This is a genomic window from Asaia sp. HumB, from assembly GCF_030263835.1.
Taxonomy (GTDB): domain Bacteria; phylum Pseudomonadota; class Alphaproteobacteria; order Acetobacterales; family Acetobacteraceae; genus Asaia; species Asaia bogorensis.
Map to the genome: position 1 here is coordinate 492322 of NZ_JARPML010000002.1, position 25498 is coordinate 517819.

The 25498-nt window shown below is 60.4% G+C and carries 20 protein-coding genes; 11 read left to right on the forward strand and 9 right to left on the reverse strand.

Annotation, left to right across the window (positions count from 1 at the left end; all coding sequences use genetic code 11):
* Positions 1–262: 262 nt before the first annotated feature.
* The 7 genes from P5689_RS03560 (at position 263) to P5689_RS03590 (ending at position 8013) form a co-directional block, all read left to right on the forward strand.
* On the forward strand, positions 263–616 hold the full coding sequence (locus P5689_RS03560; RefSeq protein ID WP_231944553.1) for a hypothetical protein: 354 nt from the start codon (positions 263–265) through the stop codon (positions 614–616).
* A gap of 64 nt (positions 617–680) precedes the next feature.
* Positions 681–1832: an LPS export ABC transporter permease LptF gene (gene lptF, locus P5689_RS03565; protein WP_023977653.1), complete on the forward strand. Its 1152-nt coding sequence runs from the start codon at positions 681–683 to the stop codon at positions 1830–1832.
* Complete coding sequence (lptG, locus tag P5689_RS03570; protein ID WP_023977652.1) at positions 1822–2973, forward strand: LPS export ABC transporter permease LptG; 1152 nt, start codon at positions 1822–1824, stop codon at positions 2971–2973. Before lptF ends, lptG begins: the two co-directional genes overlap by 11 nt.
* Positions 2973–5285: an LPS-assembly protein LptD gene (locus tag P5689_RS03575; RefSeq protein WP_285532122.1), complete on the forward strand. Its 2313-nt coding sequence runs from the start codon at positions 2973–2975 to the stop codon at positions 5283–5285. The genes lptG and P5689_RS03575 overlap by 1 nt, the downstream gene beginning before the upstream one ends.
* Positions 5286–5367: 82 nt before the next feature.
* Positions 5368–6825, forward strand: a complete 1458-nt coding sequence (locus P5689_RS03580; RefSeq protein ID WP_408868560.1) for a peptidylprolyl isomerase — start codon at positions 5368–5370, stop codon at positions 6823–6825.
* Positions 6822–7640: a 16S rRNA (adenine(1518)-N(6)/adenine(1519)-N(6))-dimethyltransferase RsmA gene (rsmA, locus tag P5689_RS03585; RefSeq protein ID WP_023977649.1), complete on the forward strand. Its 819-nt coding sequence runs from the start codon at positions 6822–6824 to the stop codon at positions 7638–7640. Before P5689_RS03580 ends, rsmA begins: the two co-directional genes overlap by 4 nt.
* A 166-nt stretch (positions 7641–7806) precedes the next feature.
* A complete protein-coding gene (locus P5689_RS03590) occupies positions 7807–8013 on the forward strand; it encodes a cold-shock protein (RefSeq protein ID WP_023977648.1) in 207 nt (68 codons plus the stop codon).
* 168 nt (positions 8014–8181) lie between these two features.
* Here the strand turns inward: P5689_RS03590 and P5689_RS03595 are convergent, their stop codons facing one another.
* The 9 genes from P5689_RS03595 to P5689_RS03635 form a co-directional block, all read right to left on the reverse strand.
* On the reverse strand, positions 8182–10446 hold the full coding sequence (locus tag P5689_RS03595; RefSeq protein WP_285532124.1) for a TonB-dependent receptor: 2265 nt from the start codon (positions 10444–10446) through the stop codon (positions 8182–8184).
* Between the two features lie 134 nt (positions 10447–10580).
* Positions 10581–11780, reverse strand: a complete 1200-nt coding sequence (locus P5689_RS03600; RefSeq protein ID WP_285533816.1) for a cyclopropane-fatty-acyl-phospholipid synthase family protein — start codon at positions 11778–11780, stop codon at positions 10581–10583.
* Between the two features lie 138 nt (positions 11781–11918).
* Complete coding sequence (gene rplI / locus P5689_RS03605; RefSeq protein WP_023977645.1) at positions 11919–12497, reverse strand: 50S ribosomal protein L9; 579 nt, start codon at positions 12495–12497, stop codon at positions 11919–11921.
* Positions 12498–12507: 10 nt separating this feature from the next.
* Positions 12508–12789 (reverse strand): 30S ribosomal protein S18, encoded by a 282-nt coding sequence (gene rpsR / locus P5689_RS03610; protein ID WP_023977644.1) that lies wholly within the window; start codon positions 12787–12789, stop codon positions 12508–12510.
* 5 nt (positions 12790–12794) lie between these two features.
* Positions 12795–13259: a 30S ribosomal protein S6 gene (rpsF, locus tag P5689_RS03615; RefSeq protein WP_023977643.1), complete on the reverse strand. Its 465-nt coding sequence runs from the start codon at positions 13257–13259 to the stop codon at positions 12795–12797.
* A gap of 226 nt (positions 13260–13485) precedes the next feature.
* Positions 13486–14070 carry an N-acetyltransferase gene (locus P5689_RS03620; protein WP_166928060.1) on the reverse strand — a complete coding sequence of 195 codons (585 nt, stop codon included), beginning with the start codon at positions 14068–14070 and terminating at the stop codon, positions 13486–13488.
* A 16-nt stretch (positions 14071–14086) separates the two neighbouring features.
* Complete coding sequence (gene rpoD, locus P5689_RS03625; protein WP_023977640.1) at positions 14087–16036, reverse strand: RNA polymerase sigma factor RpoD; 1950 nt, start codon at positions 16034–16036, stop codon at positions 14087–14089.
* A gap of 246 nt (positions 16037–16282) precedes the next feature.
* The gene (gene dnaG / locus P5689_RS03630; protein ID WP_285532127.1) at positions 16283–18094 is read right to left on the reverse strand and encodes a DNA primase; all 1812 of its coding nucleotides are present in this window, start codon (positions 18092–18094) and stop codon (positions 16283–16285) included.
* 14 nt (positions 18095–18108) lie between these two features.
* Complete coding sequence (locus P5689_RS03635) at positions 18109–18561, reverse strand: GatB/YqeY domain-containing protein (protein WP_023977638.1); 453 nt, start codon at positions 18559–18561, stop codon at positions 18109–18111.
* Between the two features lie 165 nt (positions 18562–18726).
* On the opposite strand from P5689_RS03635, the gene carA reads away from it, so the two are divergent.
* The 4 genes from carA to P5689_RS03655 all read left to right on the forward strand — a co-directional run bounded on the left by carA (position 18727) and on the right by P5689_RS03655 (position 25493).
* Positions 18727–20079 carry a glutamine-hydrolyzing carbamoyl-phosphate synthase small subunit gene (gene carA, locus P5689_RS03640; protein ID WP_285532128.1) on the forward strand — a complete coding sequence of 451 codons (1353 nt, stop codon included), beginning with the start codon at positions 18727–18729 and terminating at the stop codon, positions 20077–20079.
* A gap of 3 nt (positions 20080–20082) precedes the next feature.
* Positions 20083–23337, forward strand: coding sequence for a carbamoyl-phosphate synthase large subunit (gene carB / locus P5689_RS03645; protein ID WP_023977636.1), 3255 nt, complete (start codon positions 20083–20085; stop codon positions 23335–23337).
* Between the two features lie 398 nt (positions 23338–23735).
* Positions 23736–24209 (forward strand): transcription elongation factor GreA, encoded by a 474-nt coding sequence (gene greA, locus P5689_RS03650; RefSeq protein ID WP_031240013.1) that lies wholly within the window; start codon positions 23736–23738, stop codon positions 24207–24209.
* Positions 24210–24281: 72 nt separating this feature from the next.
* A complete protein-coding gene (locus P5689_RS03655) occupies positions 24282–25493 on the forward strand; it encodes a threonine ammonia-lyase (protein ID WP_285532130.1) in 1212 nt (403 codons plus the stop codon).
* Positions 25494–25498: the final 5 nt, after the last annotated feature.

A 25498-nucleotide genomic window follows, 5' to 3' on the forward strand; every position in this document is an offset into this window, starting at 1 on the left:
TGCCTGCCATATCATATTCTTCACCCAGACCCGCGGGGGCCGGCACGTTCAAGGGCTTCCCCGGACCTTCGCACAGTAGAGGGCGATCAGACGCCTGCCAGAGAGCGCAATACGATAGCGCAACGCGGGTCCGCGGCCTGATCAGGTCAGCCGATCAAGCAGGAACCGTGATGGGTCGAAACAGTCTTGCCTTGGTCTCAGCGCGCTACCTTGCCTGATTTTCATATTGCGCTGCCCCCATGCTTCGCGGCATGTGCACTTCATGGCGCGTCTCTCCCCCCTGCCCCGACAAAGATCGGTCATCACCGGCAATTATCTTCCTGTGCCTCGACCACCGGCGCAGGAAACGGTCGTTCTGTGCCCGGTCTGCCGCGGCAAGATGCAGCGCACGGATGAAGAATGCCCTACCTGCCATGCCCAGCGTCATTTCGGCCCCACTCGTCGAGAGACAATTGTCAGCACGCTGATCGGACTCATTGCGGCTCCTGCCCTGTCCCTCCTGCTGATACGTCCTTCCGGCTGGACATTCGCCTTTGCTGTGGCAGGTCTGCTGGCCGGTTTTTTTGTGGCGCATAGCCGCCACACCGGCGATCGCTGGTTGCGTGATCCGCGCTGATCCTGAACATTCGTAACAAGATGCAGCTTTCGGCACGTCCGGCGAAACGCTAAGGGCAATACTCATGTCTGCTTCGGCTTCACGCTCCAAACAACGCTCTCCCCTGCTGCTGCGAGAACGCTATATCCTGCGTCAGCTTTTCCTTGGGCTGGTGGGCATTACCAGTGGTGCCATTGCGCTCATCTGGCTTATGCAGTCGTTGCGCTTCGTATCACTTGTCGTGGATCGTGGCCTGTCGCTGCGCGTGTTCATCCAGCTCACCTCCCTGATGATCCCGTCTTTCCTCGCGGTCATCCTGCCAATCACGACCTTCCTTGTCGTGCTGTTCGGTTATCAGCGCATGTCGGGCGATCGTGAGCTGACCGTCATGCAGGCAGCGGGGCTTTCGCCTTTCCAGCTGGCGCGGCCAGCCATGGCCTGTGCGCTGATCACGACCGTTATTGGGTATATTCTCAACCTGTGGCTTGTCCCGGTCTCCTACCACGCCTTCAGGCGCTATGAGTTTGAGATCCGCAATCGTATGGCGGCCTTCCTGCTTCAGGACGGTGTGTTTGCTCAGCTCTCGAAAGACATGACCGTCTATGTGCGCAGCCGCGACCGTGATGGGGAAATGCACGGGGTGTTTGTGGAAGATGACCGCCAGCCTGAAGCACGCGCAACCATCATCGCTGAACGTGGAACGATGGTGGTGGTCGATAACCAGCCGCGCGTAGTGCTCTTCAACGGCTCCCGCCAAGAGATCGATCATCATACCGGGCGGCTCAATGTCCTGACATTCACGCGCAATTCAATCGATCTTTCCAGCAGCAAACAGGCCGACACCGAAGTGCGCGACGCCTCCGAAATGTCTCTCCCCGAGCTCTTTCACCCTGACCCGCGCTATGTCTCGCAGCGAGACTGGGGCAAGTTCGCTGTGGAAGGGTGGAGGCGCCTGACCTCACCGCTCACCACTTTGTCTTTCAGCATGATCGCACTTGTTGCCGTGCTGAGCGGTGCCTTTTCGCGCCACGGCAACATCAAACGCCCGCTAGCCGCCATTCTCTCTGTGGTGGGGCTGATGGCCATGTCTCTCATGTTGCAAAATCTGGCAGGCCGAAATCTCGGTCTTGTCCCGCTTCTCTGGGGCGTAGCGATTCTGCCTGCCATCGGCTGCGCAGTTTGGCTCTTCCTGCCCAGAGGGTTGAATTCCGGCCGGAAGACATCTCATGGCGCGTAATACCCTGGCCCTGTTTCGCGGCACCTCGGCTGGGGTGTCGGTCACGCTTTCAGTTTATATCTCGCGAATCTTCACGCTGTTTTCGCTGGCGATGATCGCCGCGCTGACAGGGCTCGTCTCCCTGTTCGATTTCATCGATCTGCTGCGGCGTGTCGCCACCAAACCGGATGTCCCGACGAGCCTGGTGACCGAAATCGCCGGACTACATGTGCCATATTTCATGATCATGATCATGCCGTTCGGCATCCTGCTGGGGGGTATCGTGTGCTTCTGGCGTCTGACGCGCTCGTCCGAGCTGATTGTTGCCCGTGCGGCGGGCATCTCGGCCTGGCAGTTTCTGGCGGCACCCCTGGCTTGCGCCATTCTGATGGGCGCTTTCGGGACGATGGCGCTCTCTCCGCTTTCCTCCTCCATGTTCCGCAAGGCGGAGTTGCTGGACGAGGCTTATCTGAAGACTGGCGGGGGGCCGCTCTCCCTTAATGGCGGTGCGCTATGGCTGCGCCAGCTCGATGATGAGCAGGGCGGACAGGGTGTAGCTATCCTGCACGCGCGTCACGTCTTTCTGCGGGACCGCAAATTGCAGATCAACGACATCAGCATCTTCCGCCTCGATGCGCGCGATCAGCTTGTCATCCGTATCGAGGCCCCTCGCGGCGAACTGGTGGAAGGTGCGTGGAAGCTGGAAAATGCCGCGACAGTCAGGCCGAACCACTTGCCGATCCATATCGGTGATTATCTTCTGCCGACCAATCTCTCACTGCGTCGCGTCGAGCAAAGCTTTGCGTCGCCCGATACCTTGTCCGTCTGGACGCTGCCGGGTTTCATCCATCTCCTCGAGCGGTCCGGTTTTTCCTCCATCCGGCATCGACTGCACTTCCAGACTCTGTTAGCTCTTCCGATCCTGTGCGGTACAATGGCACTCGTCTCTGCCGGCTTCTCGATGCGCCCTACCCGGCGCGGCGGTGTGGCCCGGATGCTGGGCTCGGGAATCGCGGCGGGCTTCGCGCTTTTCACCATCTCGAAGGTGGCGGCGCAATTTGGTGAATCCGGTGCGTTGCCGCCTGTCATGGCGGCATGGGCACCGACTGGCGCGGGTCTCTGCTTGGCGGTAGCCTTGCTTCTGCATCTGGAGGATGGTTGATGTCGAAACGGCGCGTTGCGCATCACAGGCGCAGGTCTTGGCTTGCTGCCTCCATGCTGGCGGGCACGGTGACATTCGGTGCCATTCCTGAGGCGGATGCAACCATGCAGCGCCAGGCGGGGCCGAAAGTTGCCGTCGGCAAGCCGTCTTCACAGTCCGATCCCGTCACCTATCTTGCTGATAACGAGAGCTACACCCGCAGCGGTGTGGCAACCTGGACAGGCAATGTGCAGGTCTGGCAGGGCGAGCATGCACTTCGCGCCGACAAGATCGTGTTCGACCGTAATACCGGTGTCCTGACGGCCACAGGTCACGTTGCAATGGTCGAGCCCGATGGCAGCACCAGCTTCGCGGACTATGTCGAGCTCAGCAACGGCATGCATGACGGCATTGCACGCGGCATCTTCCTGCGCATGGAAGACAATGCCAAGCTGGCAGCCAATGGAATGAGGCGCACCAACGGCAAGATCAATGACATGGCGAAGGCCGTCTATACGGCCTGCCAGATCTGCGCCAAGGATCCGTCACGGCCGCCCTTCTGGCAGTTGCGCGCCTATAATGCGACCCAGGATGCCGAACACAAGCGCATCGAATTCAGCCACGCCTATCTGGACATGTTCGGACTGCCGATCATGTACCTGCCTCTGTTTTCGATGACGGACCCCAGCGTGAAGCGTCAGAGCGGCTTCCTGATCCCGGGGATCAACCCGCATGACCGTTATCTGGGCACCTACTTCACCATTCCCTATTTCTGGGCGATTGACGACCAGCAGGATCTGACCGTCCAGGGGCTTGTCTCGACCCGCACAGGACCGCAGATCAGCGGGCAGTATCGAAACCAGCTCAATTTCGGCAAGATCAATTTCACGGGCGGCGTGGCCTACAGCACCCATAAGGAAGGCAGCTACGTCAACACGTTCGGCAATACGGTTGATGGCACGAACGACAACGGCATCCAGGGCTATGTCCGTGGCAATGCCATTTTCGATATCGACGATCACTGGCGCGCTGGCGCAAACGTCAATCTTGCCTCTTCGGCCAACTACATGCGTGACTACCGCATCACAGGCTACGGCAACGAAACACTGCAATCGACAGCCTATATCGATGGCTTCGGCGTGGGCTCCTACACGCGTCTCGACGGGCAGTTCTATCAGGGCCTGAACCAGGGCGTTATCCGTAACTCGAATCTGCCTTTCGTTCTGCCGCGCTTTACCTATGCGTTCCAAGGTGAGACGGATCCGCTGGGTGGCACATTCTCGCTCAGCACAAACGACTTCAACGTCTATCGCCCCGAGGGAACACGCGATCAGCGCGGGCAGATCCAGATGAACTGGAACCGGCCATTCCACAACGTGCTGGGCCAGATCTGGCTGCTGACAGCGCGTCTCGATGCCACGGTTTATCAGGCGAGCCATCTGACAGAGCAGCCAACCTATTATACCGATACCGGCACGCATACGACGGGCTGGGTCCTGCCCACTGTGGCCCTTAAGATGAACTGGCCCTTCATGCGCAGCTTTGCACATGGTCACGGGTCGCAGGTGCTTGAGCCCATTGTGCAGGCAATTGCCGCGCCCAATATGGGCAATAGTGCCACCCGCATGATCCCGAACGAAGATTCGCTGCAATACGAGTTCACGGACAGCACCTTGTTTGCACTGAACCGCTATACTGGCACGGATCGTCTGGATGGCGGCCTGCGCGGCAATATCGGGGTGCACGGTAACTGGACGTGGCGTGGTCATGTGGTTGATTTTCTGGTGGGTGAGAGCATCCAGCAGCACGTTACCCAGAACCGCATCCCCTATTCGGGCCTGTCTCATCACCTCTCGTCACCTGTGGCGCGTGTGCGCGTCAGTCCCAACCGCTATCTCGATCTGACGGCCCGTGGCCGCTATGACCCCTATCGCAAGAGCTTCGATTATGGCGAGGGACTGGTCAGTGTCGGTGTGCCCATATTCCATGTGAATGCCGGGTATATCTATGAGCCTGTCACGCCCTATTACTTCTATGCGACGAATTATCGACTGAATGGTCCGACGCAGGTCTATTATACAAAGACAAACGAAGTAACAGCGGGCGTCTCGACGGCCTATAAGCAATACCACGCTTCGATCTATGGTCGCCGTTCGCTGTCACGCAAGGAGTTTGTCAGCCTGGGTGGCGATATCGGCTACTCCAATGACTGCTTCGGCTTGGACATCCTTGCGATCAAGCAATATACCTCGATTGGTGGCCAGCAGCGTAATACGACGGTGCTGTTCAATCTCACTTTCAAGACAATCGGTACCTTCGGAATCAATGGCTGACGGACGCGCAATGACCCTTACCGCCCCCTTCCTCCGGGCTGCCCCGCAATCCGGCGCTGCCCGGCCCCTGCGTGCGATACTTATGGGCTTTGCCACCTGCCTCGTCCTGCCGGCTCTGACAGCAGTGGCAGCGACCCCGCATCACGCCACCCATGCCCGCCCGGGCCATGGCAGCGTCGCCCCGGCGGCCAATCCGCCGGAAGATGCCATTCTGGGAACGATCAACGGTCAGGTTCTGACCGAGCGCGACGTCGATAACCGCGGCAAGCTTTTTGCACTCTCTACGGGGCTGAATATCAGCGCCGACCTGATGCAGCGCCTGCGCCCGCAGATCATTCGTCAGCTGGTCGATGAGCGCATCAAGACGCAGGAAATCCTCAAGCGTCACATCAATGTCGAACCGCAGCAGATCGCCCAGGCCATCAACAACATCGAATCCCGCAATGGCATGCCCAAGAATGCCCTGCGTGATCGACTGGCGCAGGATGGTGTATCGCTCACCACCTTGATCGACCAGATCCGCGTGCAGATCGGCTGGATGCAGGTGCTTCGAGAGGAAATTTCGGGCCGCGGGCGTATCACGGCGCGTGAGATAGCCCAACGCGAGGAAGCCCTCCGTGCCGAGGAAGGCCGCGCGCAGTACAATGTGAGCGAGATCTTCATTCCGGTCGCCGATCCGCGCCATTCCGAAACCGAGCTGGAATTTACCAAGACAATCATTACACAGCTGCGCAACGGGGCGCCTTTCCCTATCGTCGCCGCGCAGTTTTCGCAGGCCCAGACCGCGCTTGACGGCGGAACAATGGGTTGGGTGCAGGAAGACAGCCTCGACCCGCCAGTTGTCGAGATCGTGCGCCAGATGCCCATCGGGGCCATTTCGAATCCGGTGAAGGTGGCGGGCGGCTACGTGATCGTCACGGTCAACGGCAAGCGCACCATCGGCCATCAGAACGTCACGATGATCACGGTACGTCAGGCCTTCTTCCCCTTCTCCTCACCGCTCAACCCACAGGCGCCGACGGATCAGCAGAAGCTGACCCTCCAGAAAGCCACGGCCGCCGCACAATCTGTGCATGGCTGTGAGTCGATGGAGGCGCTCAATCGCTCTCTGGGTGAGAAGCATCCTTCCGATCCAGGCGGTCAGCTCGTCCTCGAGCGCCTGAACCCGCAGATGCGTCAGGTACTGGCCGATCTGCCCGTCGGGCAGTCGAGCCGCCCGCTTGTCTCCTCTGATGGTATCGCGCTGCTGACGGTCTGCACCAAGGGGCAGAAGAATATTGCCCAGCAGAGCCCGAGTGAGATTGCCGACAGCCTGATGAATGAGCGCGTCGAACAGGCCTCGCGTCAGCTCGAGCGTGATCTGGAGCGTCGCTCCGTCATCGAGATGCGCAAGGACGACAAGACCGCTTCGGCCAAGGCAAGCAATGACGCTGCTGCCGATGATGAGGCCCCCGCCAAGCCTGCCCATCACGGGTCGGGGCAAGGCGGTGCGGCACAGGGTGGCAAGCCCCACGGCAAGCCAGTGTCGGACCAGGGATGACCCTTCCATCCCTGCGTGACGCAATCCGGATTCATGGTCTGGATGCGAAGAAATCCTTCGGTCAGCATTTTCTTCTCGATCCGGGAATCGTTGCCCGGATCGCCGCACTGGCTGGCGACATGGCTGGACGGCAGGTGGTCGAGATTGGCCCCGGTCCCGGTGGCCTGACACGCGCCCTGCTGGATACGAAAGCCGATGCGGTGCATGCGGTTGAGATCGATCAGCGCGCCTGGCCCCTGCTGGATGAACTTGTCGCCCACGCGCAAGGCAGGCTGCATCTGATCAAGGCGGATGCCACGTCTCTGGACTGTGCCACGCTATGCCCCGCGCCACGCAAGATCGTGGCCAACCTGCCCTATAATGTCGGCACGCCTCTTCTGGTCGCATGGTTACGTCAGGCAGCGTCTTGGGAGCGCATGACGCTCATGTTCCAGCTTGAGGTGGCCGAGCGTATCTGTGCTGCGCCCGATACCGGTGCCTATGGCCGACTGGGTGTGCTGGCGCAGTGGTGCGCAACCTGCAATGTCGTCATGAAAGTCCCTGCGGGTGCCTTCTCCCCCCCGCCCAAGGTAGAGTCGGCTGTGGTCGATATCGTCCCGAAGCCCATCCAGCCTTCAGCCTCGATGTTCAAGGCGATGGAGCATGTGACGCATCTTGCCTTCGGGCAGAGAAGAAAGATGCTTCGTGCCTCGTTGCGTCCCATTGGCGGCGAGGCCCTGCTTGAAAAGGCAGGAATCATCGCGACGAGGCGGGCCGAGACACTGTCGATCGACGAGTTTGCCACGCTTGCAAAACTGGTCTGCAAAGAGGGCTGAGCCGCGCTCAGTGCTTGCACTGGGCTGAGCGAACGCCCATACAGGGTAGACGCGGGTGCTTTTGGCCGGAAATGCGGGTGCATGTGGCGCCCGAAACAGATCCACGAAAGCATGTTTGCACGCATAATTCTTCTGCGTGGCCGCTATACTATCAAGGAGCCTTGCTATGGCAACAGGCACCGTCAAGTGGTTCAACTCAACAAAGGGCTATGGCTTCATCAAGCCGGATGCCGGTGGCGACGATGTGTTCGTGCACATTTCTGCCGTTGAGAAGGCCAACCTTTCCTCCCTCAACGACGGCCAGGCGCTCTCTTATGAGACCGAAGTCGGACGCAACGGCAAGACCTCGGCAGTAGCTCTCAAGCTTAGCTGAATCCAGCCGTTACGGGTGCCGGATTCCGGTAGAGGAAAGCGAACAAAACCAGTCGGGCGCGCAAGAGCCTCCCTTGGTGACCGTTCACGTCTCGCCGGATCTGCCCTGTCTCTGCACGGGGAGGACCATTTCCTCCCCCTCGGGTCGCTTTGAGCCCCCGCTTCCCCCTCAGAATGCAATCGATGTCGCGACAGCGAAGCTGCGCCCCTGCCCCCAGCTATTGCGGTAAACCGACCCTGTCGGAGCGATGATGTAACCCTGGTTGAGCAGGTTGACCGCATTGAGTTGCAGGTTGATCTGCCGCAAAAAGAGTTGCGTCACCGTCCATGATGCAAAGGCATCAACCGTGCCATAACCGGGCACCTGGAAGCTGTTATCAAGCGCTGCCGAGCGCGTCCCCACAAGATGGACACCGCCACCTGCACGCATCGACATAGCGTGCCACGGCAAGACGCCATTCCAGGTTAGGAACAGGCTCCCGCTGTTTTTCGGCACGCCAATCAACTGGCGCCCCTCAGTGGCAGGCGTATCACGCAGCGTCCGGGCATCGGTCCACGCATAGGCGAGCACGGTGCTCCAATGGGCAGACAGTGCCCCTGTTACACTTGCCTCCAGACCTTTGGACCCGGCCAGACCGGTAAGACGCTGCACGATGTTGCCATCGCGATCCTGCCCCGCAGTCTGGAGAACGTTTTTCTTGCGGATATGATAGAGGGCGAGATCGGCTGTCAGGCCGCCATGCGCATAACGTGCCCCGACTTCAAATTCCCGACCCGTCGTGGGCTTGTAGCCTCCCTGCAGCACGCTGCCAGCGGAGAGCTGATTTGCGCCGAAGGATTGCGAATAATCGCCATAGAACGAAACGCTCCTGAATGGCTGCCAGACGAGCGCGGCAAATGGTAACGGCTTTGTATAGGATGCATCGGTCGTCTGGATGAAGGGAATCCCACTGCCATAGCGCAAACCGAACCACTGGTAGCGCACGCCGCCGCTTGCAATCAGGCTGCTTGTCAGGTGGATATTGTCCTTGAGATAGCCAGATGCCGTATTGATGTTCTGCTGCAGATTGCTGTTTGCCGGATTGGGGCGCCCGACGGGTTCCAGCCCCCCATAGACCGGATTGGCCGGGGTAAAGCCACCCTGATTGGCTGACTGATAGAACACCCCCTGATCCTGATTCCGGTTTTCGTAGTCGATACCCGCCGTGATTTCGTGACGCATCCCCCACAGATCGTGATCGCCCAGATAATCGAGGGCGACACTGCCATTGGCACGGATTGTCCCACCATTGGCACGATAGCGACGTAGCAGAATGCCGGTACGCGCCGAGTAGCTCGAAGGGTCAGCCTGCCTGTCATGATAATCGTCGCGGTTATAGCCACCGGACAGCCTGAGCCTGTCATGCATCCCGATCCGGTAGCCCAGATGACTGGCGATGAGATGACGGGCACCAAAAGACGCGGTCCAGGGTTCATCAAGACGCTTCTGAGGACCGGAAACCGGATTATTCCCGACAAAAACGGCGCCGCGATCCAGCACATTGTCGTAAGCGACATATTCGTAAGACAATGCGCCATCCCAGCGTTCGTGATGCCAGCTGAGTGTCGGTGCCACCAGGATCTGCTTGTTGGCGCCAAAATTACGCCAGTAATTCTCGTTGCGGTAACTGCTAATCAGACGGAAAGCCAGCGTCTTTCCGAGCGGCCCGGTAACATCGACATGACCATTTCCACCTCCCAGAGAGCTCCACTGGGTCCCCAAAGCTGCTCCCCAGCGCCGGAAATCGGGCGCCTTGGTGATGACATTGATCACACCGCCTGGCTCCTGCATGCCGTAGAACAGTGAGGCTGGCCCTTTGAGGATCTCGACGCGCTCGGCAGTATCACCCTGATAATTGCGTCCAATGGGCATCCTCACCCCGTCGCGCAGGATGGACCCATCATCAATAGCCCCAAAGCCACGCTTGATGAGGGCATCCTGTGTACCGCCGAAGTTGTTCCCGATTGCCATACCGGGCACGTATTTCGCCATGTCTTCCATGGTCTGCGGCGAGAAGTCCGCGAGCGTCTGATGGGTGACGACATTGGTGGTCTGTGTCTGTTGCAGAAACGGGGTGGCGCGCTTGTCCCCCATAGCGCTTTCGGCAGCGGCATAACCACCACGAGCCCCCATTACGGTCAGCACCTCATGGTTCTGATGGTGCCGCGCGTTCGTCTCGCCTCCCTGGCCTTCCCGGTGCGGGTGGGTGATATGGCGCTTCGGTGCGTCACGCGTGGCGATATCATCCCCTGTCCGCCCGGGGCTTACAGCATTGTCGCCAGGTTTGCCCTCCGCCAAGGCATTAGGCAGCAAGGTCATGCCAAGTGCCGCAATGAGGACGATTCCGGGGCCAGACAGGCTCACCCCATTTTGTGGGTTGAGAATGTTTCTCATTCGCTAATCGTTGGCACAAAGAGTTACGTAACGAAACCGTGAGTCACGGTTTCGAGAGCCTATTTTTTTAACAAAGTATGAGATCGTACGTCAGTCGGCTGACTAGGGGCCAGCCGTGCTGCACAAAATAGGCTTCAACGACCAGCCATATAGTCGCGGGTCAATGGAACAGCATCGATATCGGCAGTCAGCTGAAGCTGGAAGTTCATGTGGCCCTGCAGTCGGAAAGACAGTTCGACCCCAACGAGGTAGAACTCGAACATACGGCAGAAGCGCTCGTCATACAGCGCCTTGATCTTCTCGCGATTGGCCGCAAAGCGCTCACGCCAAAGCCGGATCGTTTTCGCGTAATGCAAGCGCAGGATCTCGCAATCCGTCACCCAAAGGCCGGCCCGCTCGATTGCAGGAAACACTTCGCTCAAAGCCGGGGAATACCCACCGGGGAAGATATATTTATCGATCCAGGGGTTGGTGGAACCCGGCTCATCCATACGTCCGATCGAATGGACAAGCGCCACACCCCCAGGCCGAAGCGCCTTGCGCAGGGTGCGGAAATAGGTGTCGTAATGGCCTATGCCGACATGTTCGAACATGCCGACTGAAACGATGCGGTCATACTGCCTGTCGAGCTTGCGGTAATCCATGAGCTTGAAGGTTACCAGCCCTTCAAGCCCCGCCGCACGGGCACGCTCGCGGGCCACCTGAAGCTGTTCCTGCGAGAGCGTGATGCCTGTCACCTTGGCGCCGTAGTCACGCGCCAGCGTCAGGGCCATGCCTCCCCAGCCGCAACCGATGTCGAGCACATCAAGGCCGGGCCGGTCGAGTTGCAGCTTGGCAGCAATATGATGCTTCTTGGCGAGCTGCGCCTCTTCCAGTGTCATGTCGTCAGAAGTGAAATAGGCGCATGAATACTGACGGTCTTCATCGAGGAAGAGGTCGTAGAGTCTTCCGTTCAGATCATAGTGATGAGCGACATTGCGACGTGAGCGCCTCTGCCCGTTCCATTGCCGAAGAAACCGCGTGACGAAACGGGCCTTTTCCTCGACGCGATTAAGCAGATGGTGACTACCGTGGATGTTGAGCATGAGAACGCTCAGCACATCCTCAAGCGAGCAGTCCACCGAGACGATGTCGCCATCCATCCAGCCCTCACCAAAGGCGAGCCCGGAATTCAGAAGGAGTGCTCTCAGCGCCTTGTCTGTCTTGACATGAATGGCTGCGCTCGGACCGGGACGCGTCCCCTTGTAGCGGCGTTTTTCACCACCGGGCAGGATGACGTCGAGTGCTCCGGCACTGATAAAGCGCTTCAGAACACGGTCCAGCAGAAATATCATGGTCAATCCCGCTCTTCTCACATCAATTCAAGTAATTGAACGAGGAAAACCTGAGATCGTCAACTGGCCCCAATAACACAAAACCCGACTGCCTGAGGCAGCCGGGTTTTACATTCAATCGCTAAGCGATGCGTCTTTTCAGACGGCAGCGCCTTCGACTTCACCTTCAGCCGCGGCGTCTTCACCCTCGACTTCGGTTTCGAGAACGTATTCGTCCTCTTCAGCGACGATGGCTTCGCCACGTGCCTGACGCTCGGCTTCTTCTTCCGAACGGGCCACGTTGACCGTAACCGGGATCGACACTTCCGGGTGGAGGGCAACGCGTGCCTCGACCAGACCCAGCAGCTTAATCGGCTCGGCGAGGACAACCTGGTTGCGGCTGACGCTCAGGCCAGCAGCCGTCACAGCAATCGCGATGTCGCGCGTCGTGACGGAGCCGTACAGGCTGCCACTGTCACCAGCCTGGCGGATGATGACAACGCTCAGGCCATGCATACGCTCGGCAAGACGCTCGGCCTCTTCACGACGCTTGAGGTTCTGGGCCTCAAGCTGTGCGCGCTCGGTCTCGAAACGCTGGCGGTTCTGGGCGTTGGCGCGGAGCGCCTTGCCCTGGGGCAGCAGGAAGTTACGGGCATAGCCGGGCTTAACGCGGACGATATCGCCCATCTGGCCCAGATGCTCAACGCGCTGCAGCAGGATGACTTCAGTCTGTGACATGCCTGTCTCCTCAGTTCATCACGTAGGGGAGCAGGGCAAGGAAGCGGGCGCGCTTGATCGCCTGCGCCAGCTCACGCTGCTTCTTGGCCGAAACCGCCGTGATGCGGCTCGGAACGATCTTGCCGCGCTCGGAGAGGAAGCGGCTCAGCAGACGCACGTCCTTGTAGTCGATCTTCGGCGCATTGGGGCCGGAGAACGGGCAGGACTTGCGGCGGCGATAGAACGGACGGCGGGCGCCGACGGCAATGCGACGGGCGGCCGGGTTGATTTCGTTGGTGTTCTCGTCAGACATCGCGATTACTCCGCATCCATCTCGGCACCCTCACGGGCGCGGTATTCTTCACGATCGTCGCCACGACGGCCGCCACGGCCGCTGTCGAAACGACCAGCAGGCTTGGAGTTGCCACCACGGAAATTGCCACGATCGCCGCGATCATCGCCCTTGCGGGACAGGATCGGAGACGGGTCCTGGGTGATTTCCTCAACGCGCAGCGTGAGAACGCGCAGAACGTCTTCGTTGAGGCTCAGCTGACGCTCCAGCTCGCGGATCTGGTCCGGACGGGCATTCAGGCCGAGAAGGACGTAGTGGCCCTTGCGGTTCTTCTTGATGCGGTATGCGAGCGAACGCAGACCCCAGAATTCGCGCTTCTCGATGGAACCCCCATCCTGGGTGAGGAGGGTTTCGATCTGCTCGACGAGGGTTTCGACCTGCGCCTGCGAGATATCATTACGTGCGATAAGCACGCTTTCGTACAACGGCATATGAGCTCCCTTCGGATTGCTTCAACCCAACCGCCCGACCGGGACCGGTCGGATCAGCGCCTCTTCCACAAGGCTCGGGTATAGCCGGGACGATGCCTTCGTCCGGCAGGGAAAGGCGGCATAAAGCACATACGTCCCTACGGGGGCAAGAGTTTTCCTGCCTCGGAACGCTTCCATGCGAGCGACAGCCTGCTTTCCCGCCTATTTGTCCAAGCGATGGGTGCGCTCAGGGGCGGAGCAGATGGGCCGGCAGGGTGAGGCCAAGATCGTCGGGCACCGCCCAATGCTCTTCCTCGACCATGATTGGCACGAAGCCCGCAGCCTTGTAGGTGGGGAGCGCATTGGGGTGATCGGCCGTGCAGGTATTGACCCGCATGACCCGCGTAACCTTGCGCCAGCCATGAGATATGGCAGCCGCCAGCAATTTGCGGCCAAGCCCCTTGCCCTGCGCGCCTGGCACGAGCCCGAGATAGGACAGATAAGGGGTTTCCGGCTTGTGCATATCAAGCTCGAAAAAACCGGCCACGCCCTGCGGCCCCATCAGACGCCAGATTTCCGTATGGCGTGAAGCGATGATGCGATGAAGGGTATCAGCAGGCATCATGTACCGCATCCACCAGCAATGCGGAGCGCCGATCAGACGGTAAAGCGCCAGATAATCATCCACATCAGGATGCCAGCGCTCGATGTGATAGCCTTCAGGCCAGCCGATATGGGCCGAAGGTGGCGGCCTAAGACGTTCAAGGAACGTCACCTCGACCGTGACTTCGGTCGTGGGACGCTCCGGAATCGTCTCAAGCCAGGGCTCCATGAGCCGTTCCCGCCGATCAGTTATCGTCGAGGAAGGAGCGCAGCTTGCGGCTGCGGCTCGGATGCTTGAGCTTGCGCAGCGCCTTCGCCTCGATCTGGCGGATACGCTCGCGGGTCACGTTGAACTGCTGCCCCACCTCTTCAAGCGTGTGATCGGTGTTCATGCCGATACCAAAGCGCATACGCAGCACACGCTCTTCACGCGGGGTGAGTGAGGCCAGAACGCGCGTGGTTGCCTCGCGCAGATTGGTCTGGATCGCGGCATCCAGCGGAATGACCGCCGTCTTGTCCTCGATGAAGTCACCAAGATGGCTGTCTTCCTCGTCACCGATCGGAGTTTCGAGAGAGATCGGCTCCTTGGCGATCTTCAGCACCTTGCGCACTTTCTCAAGCGGCATACCCAGCTTCTCGGCCAGCTCTTCGGGTGCAGGTTCACGTCCAATCTCGTGCAACATCTGGCGCGAGGTGCGCACGAGCTTGTTGATCGTCTCGATCATATGCACCGGAATACGAATGGTGCGTGCCTGATCGGCAATCGAGCGCGTAATGGCCTGACGGATCCACCATGTCGCATAGGTCGAGAACTTGTACCCACGACGGTACTCGAACTTGTCCACCGCCTTCATGAGGCCGATATTACCTTCCTGAATCAGATCCAGGAATTGCAGGCCACGATTGGTGTATTTCTTGGCAATGGAAATCACGAGACGCAGATTGGCCTCGATCATTTCCTTCTTGGCACGCGTGGTATCACGTTCGCCACGCGACACCACGGCATAGACGCGACGGAACTCACCGACCGGCAGACCGGTGCTGTGCGCCAGATCGGCCACCTGATTACGCAGATCGATGATCTGCTCGGCATAGCGCGTGGTGAAGTTCTTCCACGACTTGCCGGGCAGCGCCGAAACGGAGGCCAGCCAGTTCGGGTCGAGTTCGTAGCCGCGATATTTCTGCAGGAAGTCATCGCGCGAGACGCGGCACCCCTCGGCCATACGCAGCATGCGGCCTTCGAGGTTATTGAGGCGCTGGAACTGAACCTTGAGCTGGGTCACCAGCTCCTCGATACGGTTGTTGTGCAGATGGACCTGCTCGACCATCTTTACGAGTTCCATACGAAGCGTTTCGTATTCCTGCTCGGAAGAGCCTGTGGTCTCGGACCCGCTGGTCAGCGTCTCGATGCGACGCACCTGAAGCGCACGCAGTGTATCGTATAGCGGCTCGATGGCCTCGAAATGCGCGAGGATCTCGGGCTTCAGCTTCTCTTCGAGGGCAGAAAGCGACAGGCCGGAGCTCTCCGGGTCGCCACCTTCCTCGTTTGCGGGCTCCTCGTCGAGATTGTCCTCGTTCTCCTCGGCGTTCTCGCTCTCGGCGGTTTCCTCTTCAGAGGGACCACCCTGCATGGCTTCAAGATCAACGATGTCGCGCAGCAACATCTCGCCTTCCTTGAGCTTGTCGTGCCAGGAAATAATGGCGCGGAAGGTCAACGGGCTTTCGCACAGCCCGCCAATCATCTCATCGCGGCCCGCCTCGATCCGCTTGGCAATGGCGATTTCGCCCTCGCGTGACAGCAGCTCGACCGAGCCCATCTCGCGTAGATACATGCGCACCGGATCATCTGTACGACCGGCGCTTTCGCTCACATTACCAGTGGGAGATTCTTCGGATTCCTCGGCCTCTTCCTTTTCCTCGGATTTCTCCTCGGCTTCGTCAGAGTCCTCGTTTTCCTCATTCTCGACGACCTGAATCCCCATCTCGGAGAAGATCGCCATGATGTCCTCGATCTGCTCGGAGGACATCTGATCCTGCGGCAGGACAGCGTTCAGCTCGTCAAACGTGATGTGACCGCGCTCGCGTCCCTTGGCGATGAGCCGCTTGACGGCACCGGACTGCGTGTCGAGGACATTGGTATCGCCGTCCTGGTCCTGCGCGTTCCGCTCCGTTCCCGTGGCCGCTTTCGTCGCCATACCCTACTCCCTGCTCCCGCACGCCCTATCGAACGCCGCACTTAAAACCAGCCATGAAAGAAACGCGCTTGGCCAGCGCTCTGCAATCACAGAACGCCGCCCCACCCGCCAGCCTGAGGCCGACCTGTCTTTCATTTGCGATCCACCAGCGCGAGCGCCAGCAATTTCGGCATCGTGCAGGTGGGCGATACGGGCCACGAAGTCAAGGGCCGGGGGCGCTCTTTTCGCGTTACGAAACCTGCATCGTCAATCTGCGTCATCGCCCTCTTCGCCGCGGCGCAGGCGCTCGAGAGTACGCAGCCGCACCATCAGCGCCTCGGGCAGTCCTTCCAGCGCGGGATTGGCCAGTGCCGCCTGCATGTCCTGCTCGACCTCACGCATGAAGGCCGGGAAATTGACCAGCCCGAAGAAATGCCACCATTGCTGAAGCGGGGCCTGATTGAAAGGTCCGCCCGTCTCGGCTTGCGCGGAGGGCACAACGCCCCGCGCAATCAGTTGCCGGGCCTCATCGCCCAGCCCCTCATGATCGAGCGCCGCAAGGGCATTCTGCTCTGTCAGGAGGTCCGACGAACCGATTTCGGCAAACCAGTCGAGAATCGTGTCGCGGATCTCATCGAGCGGATGGGGCAGATCGAGGCGGCCATAGGGGTCTTCGATCTGCGGCAGAATGGACGGGTGGCGCAGCACCAGAACCGTCAGCACCCGCAGACGCTCTCCCGCCCCGTCCCCTACAGCAATATTTCGCACCCGGCTCTTGCCGGAATCCGGCCGTGAAGGCCCACTCCGCCCCTTGCCCCGACGTGACGATGCGAAAAACCGCTCCATCAATGCACGTCGGTACTCAGCGGCAAGGTCCCTGTCCGCCACCAGTGCGGCAGAGGCCTCCAGCCGCTTTTTCAGCGCTGCACGCTGCTCGGGCACATCCTGCTTCACACCGGCCTGCATGAGCTGGAACAGCTCGTCCGCCAGAGAGGTTGCTCCATCAAGCACCTGACGCATGGCCTGAGGGCCATCGCGCCTGATCAGGCTGTCCGGGTCATCCTTGGGGTCGAGGCGGCAGAATTGCAGACTGCGCTCCGGCGTCAGAAGAGGCAGGGCCAACTCAGCCACACGAAGCGCCGCCCGCGCCCCGGCAGCATCGCCATCAAGGCACAGAATGGGATGCGAGGCCTCGCGCCACAGAAGCTCGAGTTGCTCAACACCCATCGCCGTGCCGAGCGGCGCAACCGCAGCTTCGAACCCGGCCTGTGCGAGGGCGATCACATCCATATAGCCTTCAGCCACAACCAGCTTCTGTGCCGGATCGCGCAAGGCATTGCGGGCCTGATCGAGATTGTAAAGCGCGCGGCGCTTCGAGAACAACGTGGTCTCGGGGCCATTCACATATTTAGGCTGGGCGTCGCCAAGAGTGCGCCCACCAAATGAGATCAGCCTGCCCCGCCGGTCGCGGATAGGGAACATGACACGCGAAAAGAACAGCTCGCCTCGCGGTGCGCCATGTTCATCTACACGCATCAGCCCGGCCTGCAAAAGCTGCTCGGCCGTAATATCCTGCCCGCGCAATGCCTGAAGCAGCGCCCCCCGTCCCTCGCCCGCCCAGCCAAGGCCGAAGCGCTCGATCGTTGCCTCGGTCAGGCCGCGTCGCCTGAGATAGGACAGTGCCTGACGCCCTTCAGGCGCATAGAGGGCCTGGCGATAGACGTTCTGTACAGCCTCGAGCACATCGCCAAGAGATCGCGCCTCGCGCGATCGGGCCTCCTGCCAGGGGTCCTGCCGGGGCATGTCGAGCCCGGCTTCATTCGCCAGTTGCTCGACGGCCTCCGGGAAGCTGCGTCCCTCGCTTTGCATGACGAAGGAGATCACATCGCCATGGACGCCGCAGCCAAAGCAATGGAAGTGATCGTCATAGACATAGAAGGATGGCGTCTTTTCCCCATGGAAGGGGCAGCATGCCTTCCAGTTGCGGCCTGAACGGCTGAGCTTGGTGCGGCGCCCGATGACAGCTGCAATCGGGGTGCGGGCACGCAGCTCGTCCAGAAAACCAGGATCGAACGCCATCGTTCAGCCTGCCCTCAGGACAGACGGGCTTTGACGACAGGATTGACGCGACCCATATCGAGGGCGCTGCCAAACTTGGCCTTGAGCACGCCCATGACCTTGCCCATCTCCTTCATGCTGGTCGCACCAGCCTCGGCAATCGCCGCATCGATCTCGGCATTGAGCGTCGCCTCGTCCATCTCGGGCGGGAGATAGGTCTTGATCGTCTCGATCTCGGCTTCTTCCTTTTCCGCCAGTTCGGGACGACCGCCTTCGCGATACATCGTGGCGGACTCGGTGCGTGACTTGATCATGCTGCGCAGCATCGGAAGGATATCCTCGTCACCGACTTCCTTGCCATTGGCACGCGCCGCAACATCCAGATCCTTGATACGGGCAGTGATGCCACGAATCTGGGCTACGCGATCCATCTCCTTGGCCTTCATGGCGGTCTTGAGATCGGTGGAGATCTGTTCTCTCAGGGACATTGTCTCATTCCTTTTTCGGATCACGCCACATGATTTCGGGAATATTTTTCCCACATATCAGGCAACGCATGTGAGTGGGAAAAAACTTCCCAATCTAGTCTCAAGGGCTTATCTAGCACCAACCACGCGAGCGTCCGAGTGGAAAAGGACGCAAGGGAGACGGGTATGGATATCGACGAGATCATCGAGAAGGCCGGTGGCGCCGAGGCGCTGGCGAGCCTGACCGGCGTTGGCACCGAAGCCATTCGCAAGTGGCGCCAGTCGCGTGCCATTCCCGGCAAACACTGGGCCGCATTGCTGCGCCTGCCCGGCATTTCCCTTTCGGACCTCGATCCGCAGACGCCTCAGGAGGAAACCCCGACAATGACAGAGACCTGCCCTGACGGCGCGAATGCCGCCCTCGTTCTTGCTGATGGCACCGTTTTGTGGGGCGTCGGCTTTGGCGCCCATACGGATGGCTCAGCTATTGGCGAGCTCTGCTTCAATACCGGCATGACCGGCTATCAGGAAACGCTCACCGACCCGTCCTTCGCCGGGCAGATCGTGACCTTCACCTTCCCCCATATCGGCAATGTCGGCACGAACGCCGAGGATGACGAGGCCCAGCGTGTGGCCGCGCGAGGCGTAGTGGTGAAGGAAGACGTCACCCTGCCCGCCAACTGGCGCTCGACCCAGAAGCTCGCGCAGTGGATGATCGGCCAAAACCTGCCTGGCATTGCCGGCATCGACACGCGTCTGATCACCCGCCGCCTGCGCGATGGCGGCCCGCAGACTGCCGTGCTCGCCTTCCCGAAGAATGGCCAGTTCGACCTCGCCGCCCTGCGCGCCCAGGCTGTCTCCTGGCCCGGCCTTGAAGGCATGGATCTGGCCAAGGACGTGACCTGCACCCAGAGCTACTCCTGGGAACTCGGCGTCTGGCAGAAGCCCGCAGCAGAGCGCAGCACGCGCCGTCGTGTGGTCGCTGTCGATTACGGCGCCAAGCGCAACATCCTGCGCTGCCTCGTGACCGCAGGCTGCGACGTGACCGTGGTGCCTGCCACGGCAACGGCCGAGGAAATCCTGCGGCACAACCCTGAAGGGGTGTTTCTCTCCAACGGCCCCGGCGACCCGGCGGCAACCGGCGTTTATGCGGTGCCCGCCATCAAGGGCGTGCTGGATGCCAATATCCCGATCTTTGGCATCTGCCTCGGTCACCAGCTTCTGGCGCAGGCACTTGGAGCGAGGACCTTCAAGCTGGAGCGCGGCCATCGCGGCGCGAACCAGCCGGTCAAGGACCTTGCGTCGGGCCGCGTGGAGATCACGAGCCAGAATCACGGCTTTGCGGTGGATGACAAATCCCTGCCCGAGGACGTGATCATCACCCATACTAGCCTGTTCGATGGCTCGAATGAGGGTATCCGCAGCACGAAGCTCGATGCCTTCTCGGTTCAGTATCACCCCGAGGCCAGCCCCGGCCCGTCGGATTCATTCTATCTCTTCGAGCGTTTCGTCGCGCTCATGGACAAGAAGGCAGCCTGATCCATGCCGAAACGTACAGATATCTCGTCGATCCTCATTATCGGCGCTGGCCCTATCGTGATCGGTCAGGCCTGTGAATTCGATTACTCCGGCACGCAGGCCTGCAAGGCGCTGAAAGAGGAAGGCTATCGCGTCATCCTCATCAACTCCAACCCGGCCACCATCATGACCGATCCGGGTCTGGCCGATGCCACCTATGTCGAGCCGATCACCCCGGAATTCGTCGAGCGCATCATCCTCAAGGAAAAGCCTGACGCCGTTCTGCCGACAATGGGTGGTCAGACGGCGCTCAACGCCGCCATGGCGCTCGACAAGTCGGGCTTCCTTAAGAAGCATAATGTTGAGCTGATCGGCGCCAATGCTGAAGTCATCGACCGCGCCGAGGACCGTCAGAAATTCCGCGAGGCCATGGACGAAATCGGCGTGGAATCCCCGCGCAGCACCATCGCCCACACGCTCGAAGAAGCCCGCGCGGCGCTGGAATCAGTGGGCCTGCCCGCCATTATCCGCCCTTCCTTCACCATGGGCGGCGCCGGTGGCGGCATTGCCTATAACCGTGAGGAATTCGACCAGATCGTGGCTGGCGGTCTCGATGCCTCCCCCACAACCGAGGTTCTAATCGAGGAATCCGTGCTGGGCTGGAAGGAATTCGAGATGGAGGTCGTCCGCGACAAGGCGGATAACTGCATCATCGTCTGCTCCATCGAAAACATCGACCCGATGGGCGTGCATACGGGTGACTCCATCACCGTTGCCCCGGCCCTAACCCTGACCGACAAGGAATATCAGAAGCTCCGCGATATCTCGATCGCCTGTCTGCGCAAGATCGGTGTCGAAACCGGCGGGTCGAACGTGCAGTTCGGTATCAACCCCGATGATGGCCGTATTGTCGTCATCGAAATGAATCCGCGCGTGTCACGCTCCTCGGCGCTGGCCTCCAAGGCGACGGGTTTCCCCATTGCCAAGATCGCGGCGAAGCTGGCCGTGGGCTATACGCTGGACGAACTCGCCAACGATATTACCGGCACGACGCCTGCCAGCTTCGAGCCGACCATCGACTACGTTGTTGTGAAGATACCCCGCTTCACCTTCGAGAAATTCCCTGGTGCCCCCGCCCTGCTCTCGACCTCGATGAAGTCGGTGGGTGAAGCCATGTCGGTTGGCCGTTCCTTCGCCGAGGCCCTGCAGAAGGGTCTACGCTCGATGGAAACGGGGCTGACGGGACTCGATCCTGTCGAAGCACCGGGCGATGGCTCGCTTGATGCCTATCGCGCTGCACTTTCCGAGCCGCGCCCCGAGCGTATTCTCATGGCAGCACAGGCCATGCGCGCCGGACTTTCGCTTGAGGACATCAACGCCGCCTGCCGTTTCGAGCCGTGGTTCCTGCGCCAGCTTCATGACATCGTGGTGTCGGAAAACGAGATCGCCGCCAATGGCCTGCCGCAGGATGCCCGCAATCTGCGCCGCATCAAAGCGCAGGGCTTCTCCGACCGCCAGCTTGCCCGCCTGACGGGACAGAGCGTCGAGGAAGTGACGGCATTCCGCCTCCGGCTCGCTGTGACGCCCGCCTATAAGCGCATTGATACCTGCGCGGGCGAGTTCGCTTCTGACACGCCTTATCTCTACTCGACCTATGAAGGCGGGTTCGGTGTACCGGAATGCGAAAGCCGTCCGACAGACCGCAAGAAGATCGTCATCCTCGGTGGCGGTCCCAACCGCATCGGTCAGGGTATCGAATTCGATTATTGCTGCGTTCATGCCGCCTATGCGCTGCGTGAGGCCGGGTTCGAGACCATCATGGTCAACTGCAACCCCGAGACCGTCTCGACCGATTACGACACCTCGGATCGTCTCTATTTCGAGCCGCTGACCGATGAGGATGTGATCTCTCTCATCCGCACCGAGCAGGCTGGTGGCGAGATTCTGGGCTGCATCGTGCAATATGGTGGCCAGACCCCGCTGAAGCTGTCCCGTGCGCTGGAAGCCGCCGGCATCCCGTTGCTCGGCACCCCGGCTGACGCCATTGACCGTGCGGAGGACCGCGAGCGCTTCCAGGCCCTGCTGCGCAAGCTTGGCCTGCGCCAGCCCGAGAACGGCATCGCACGCACCCCGGGTGAGGCCGAGGCCGTGGCTGAAAAGGTTGGTTACCCTGTCGTGGTTCGTCCGTCCTATGTGCTGGGCGGCCGCGCGATGGAGATCGTTTACGACCCGGCGGGGCTGCAGCGTTACCTGCGCTCCACCCTTCTTCTGGCGGGTGCCGAAGTCGCCAATGGCCCGATCCTGCTCGATCGCTATCTGAACGACGCCATCGAAGCCGATGTGGACTGCATCTGCGACGGTCAGGATGTCTATGTTGCAGGCGTGATGGAGCATATCGAGGAAGCCGGGATCCATTCCGGTGACTCTGCCTGCTCGCTGCCGCCTTATACCCTCTCACCGGCTATCGTGACCGAGCTGAAAGCCCAGACCGAAGCCATGGCCCGTGAGCTTGGCATTGTGGGCCTGATGAACGTGCAATACGCCATCAAGGATCAGGAAGTCTTCGTGCTCGAGGTGAACCCTCGCGCCTCGCGTACGGTGCCCTTCGTTGCCAAGGCGACCGGCGTGCCGGTGGCCAAGATCGGGGCCTGCGTGATGGCAGGGGCCAAACTCTCGAGCTTCAAGCTCGATGGCGACGCCATCTCTCCGCACGTGGCTGTCAAGGAAGCTGTCTTCCCGTTCCATCGCTTTGCCGATACCGACACCATTCTTGGTCCGGAAATGCGCTCCACGGGTGAGGTTATCGGTCTCGACAGCAGCTTCGAGCGCGCTTTTGCGAAGTCGCAGCTTGGCGCCGGGGTGGTGCTGCCCCAGTCGGGTGCGGTGCTTCTTTCGGTGCGCGACGGTCACAAGACGCAGGTCCAGGCCCTTGGACGCAAGCTGATCGAAATGGGTTTCAGCATTCTCGCCACACGCGGCACGGCTGCCCGCCTTGAAGAGGCCGGCATTCCCGTCAAGCGCGTGAACAAGGTGCTCGAGGGCCGTCCGAACTGCGTGGACGCCATCCGCTCGGGTGACGTGCAGCTGGTCATCAACACGGCGCAGGGTGCGCAGGCCGTGCGCGACAGCTTCGATATCCGTCGCTCCTCGCTGCTTGGCGGTGTGCCGCATTTCACCACCCTCGCCGGGGCACGTGCGGCGATCTATGCCATTTCGGCCATCAAGGATGGCGGGCTGGATGTGGCGCCCCTTCAATCCTACTTCAAACGCGCTTTCTGAGACCACGAGGCTTTGTCCTTTTCCCTACCCGGCTGTTTCAAGCCGGGTAGGGTGACGTGGCTCTGCCTCGCGCTGCGGAAAGGGGCTTGCCCCTTTCATCCCCGCTTTGAGGCCTTCGAGGCGGAATGCGACATCCTCAAGTCGCGGATTTTCAGAGGGTGGCCGCCTTTTGGCGCGTTTCAGGGCAGAGCCCTGCCCCTCCCCGAGATGATCAACTCTGTGCAAAACAGGCCCTCATTTCGAGGCTCGCCTTGAATTTACCCCCCGGAAGACCTAATTTATCTGATCAAATTGCGGGCGGGGATTGTCTCATGCCCATCCATGCCCCGTGCAGGGCCTTGGAACATTGTTGTTCCTGGGCGCTACGCGAGGGCTGAACTCGTTTTGGGGAATGCGCTGTGCAGAAGATTCCGATGACCGGTGAAGGTTTGACCCGTCTAGAAGATGAACTGCGTCGGCTGAAAAGCGAAGATCGTCCGGCCGTCATCCGCGCCATTGCCGAAGCACGCGCTCACGGCGATCTCTCGGAAAATGCTGAATATCATGCTGCACGCGATCGTCAGTCCTTCATCGAGGGGCGCGTTCTCGAACTCGAGGAACTGATCTCGACGGCTGAAGTCATCGACCCCTCGCAGCTCTCGGGTGACACCGTGAAATTCGGTGCTCATATTGAACTGGTCGATGAGGAAACGGACAAGGAGAGCAGCTATCAGATCGTGGGCGTCCACGAGGCTGATATCAAGCTGGGCCGCCTTTCTGTCTCCTCGCCGCTCGCCAAGGCGCTTATCGGCAAGTCGGTAGGTGACAGCGTGACCGTACCGACCCCGGGTGGCGACAAGAGCTACGAGATTCTGGCCGTCACTTTCAAATAAACGGATCAGCATCAGCACGGGCTGGCGTCTGGCGGTTTCGGACGGCCAGCCCCAAAGCAAGAAAAGAAGACCGTGTCCGAAAGCCTCACCCTCACCTTCGCCGATATCCTTGCCGCTCATGAGCGGATTGCCCCCCATATTGTGCGCACGCCCAGCATTCGCTGCGCGGCCCTGTGCAAGATGACGGGTGCCGATATCTGGCTGAAGCTCGAGAATCTGCAGGCTGTCGCCTCGTTCAAGGAGCGCGGTGCCGCCAACAAGCTGGCGCTGCTGAGCGACGAGGAAAAGAAACGCGGCGTGATTGCGGTCTCGGCAGGCAATCATTCACAGGGCGTGGCCCGTCATGCCAGCCTGCTTGGCATTGACGCCACCATCGTTATGCCGCGCCATACGCCCTCGGCCAAGGTCGAGCGCACGCGTGGCTGGGGCGCTCATGTCGTGACCGAAGGCGAGGATTTTGCCGAAGCCTCGATGGTGGCTGAGAGAATTCGCAAGGAGAACGGCCTCGTTCTGGTTCACCCGTTCAATGATGTAGCCGTCATGGCGGGTCAGGGCACCTTCGCCATCGAGTTGATCGAGGACAGCCCTGAGCTCGATTATCTGGTCCTGCCGATTGGCGGTGGCGGGTTGATCAGCGGTTCGGCCATCGCCTCGGCAGCACTAAGCCCCAACACGAAGATCATCGGCGTACAGGTCGAAAGTCACGCCTCGCTTTCCGCCTTCCCCGAGGCGGCCGTACAGGCACGTGGTGGCTCTACCATCGCCGAAGGCATTGCTGTCATGCAGATCGGCAATACCTGCCTCGAAACCGTCAGCCCGCTTCTCGACCGTGTTCTGGTCGTTACCGAGCTTCAGGTGGAATCAGCCATTGCCCATTTGGCCGAACAGGCCAAGCAGGTCTCCGAGGGCGCTGGCGCGGCAGCTCTGGCGGCAGTAATGGCCTATCCCGAGCTCTTCAAGGACAAGCGGGTGGCTCTTCCGATCACGGGCGGGAACATCGGCACACGCATTTTTGCCAACACGCTACTTCGTGCCCTGCGCCGTGATGGCCGCCTGCTGTCGCTTACCCTTCAGATCCCTGATCGTCCCGGTGTGCTGGCTGATATCTCCACGCGCATCGGCAATGCTGGCGGCAATATCATCGAGGTCTCGCATCAGCGCCTCTTCGCCGCTCCTTCTGTGCAGACGGCGGAGCTGGAGATCATGATCGAAGCCCGCGATGGGGCTCATGCTGACCAGATCGAGGCCGATCTGCGCAGCCATTATCATCTGACACGCGGCTGAACCTG

What these genes read in the sequence shown, in the direction of transcription:
- P5689_RS03560 (WP_231944553.1), top strand. Translation starts at nt 263, where the DNA reads ATGGCGCGTCTCTCCCCCCTGCCCCGACAAAGATCGGTCATCACCGGC.
- lptF (WP_023977653.1), top strand. Translation starts at nt 681, where the DNA reads ATGTCTGCTTCGGCTTCACGCTCCAAACAACGCTCTCCCCTGCTGCTG.
- lptG (WP_023977652.1), top strand. Translation starts at nt 1,822, where the DNA reads ATGGCGCGTAATACCCTGGCCCTGTTTCGCGGCACCTCGGCTGGGGTG.
- P5689_RS03575 (WP_285532122.1), top strand. Translation starts at nt 2,973, where the DNA reads ATGTCGAAACGGCGCGTTGCGCATCACAGGCGCAGGTCTTGGCTTGCT.
- P5689_RS03580 (WP_408868560.1), top strand. Translation starts at nt 5,368, where the DNA reads ATGGGCTTTGCCACCTGCCTCGTCCTGCCGGCTCTGACAGCAGTGGCA.
- rsmA (WP_023977649.1), top strand. Translation starts at nt 6,822, where the DNA reads ATGACCCTTCCATCCCTGCGTGACGCAATCCGGATTCATGGTCTGGAT.
- P5689_RS03590 (WP_023977648.1), top strand. Translation starts at nt 7,807, where the DNA reads ATGGCAACAGGCACCGTCAAGTGGTTCAACTCAACAAAGGGCTATGGC.
- P5689_RS03595 (WP_285532124.1), bottom strand. Translation starts at nt 10,446, where the DNA reads ATGAGAAACATTCTCAACCCACAAAATGGGGTGAGCCTGTCTGGCCCC.
- P5689_RS03600 (WP_285533816.1), bottom strand. Translation starts at nt 11,780, where the DNA reads ATGATATTTCTGCTGGACCGTGTTCTGAAGCGCTTTATCAGTGCCGGA.
- rplI (WP_023977645.1), bottom strand. Translation starts at nt 12,497, where the DNA reads ATGTCACAGACTGAAGTCATCCTGCTGCAGCGCGTTGAGCATCTGGGC.
- rpsR (WP_023977644.1), bottom strand. Translation starts at nt 12,789, where the DNA reads ATGTCTGACGAGAACACCAACGAAATCAACCCGGCCGCCCGTCGCATT.
- rpsF (WP_023977643.1), bottom strand. Translation starts at nt 13,259, where the DNA reads ATGCCGTTGTACGAAAGCGTGCTTATCGCACGTAATGATATCTCGCAG.
- P5689_RS03620 (WP_166928060.1), bottom strand. Translation starts at nt 14,070, where the DNA reads ATGGAGCCCTGGCTTGAGACGATTCCGGAGCGTCCCACGACCGAAGTC.
- rpoD (WP_023977640.1), bottom strand. Translation starts at nt 16,036, where the DNA reads ATGGCGACGAAAGCGGCCACGGGAACGGAGCGGAACGCGCAGGACCAG.
- dnaG (WP_285532127.1), bottom strand. Translation starts at nt 18,094, where the DNA reads ATGGCGTTCGATCCTGGTTTTCTGGACGAGCTGCGTGCCCGCACCCCG.
- P5689_RS03635 (WP_023977638.1), bottom strand. Translation starts at nt 18,561, where the DNA reads ATGTCCCTGAGAGAACAGATCTCCACCGATCTCAAGACCGCCATGAAG.
- carA (WP_285532128.1), top strand. Translation starts at nt 18,727, where the DNA reads ATGGATATCGACGAGATCATCGAGAAGGCCGGTGGCGCCGAGGCGCTG.
- carB (WP_023977636.1), top strand. Translation starts at nt 20,083, where the DNA reads ATGCCGAAACGTACAGATATCTCGTCGATCCTCATTATCGGCGCTGGC.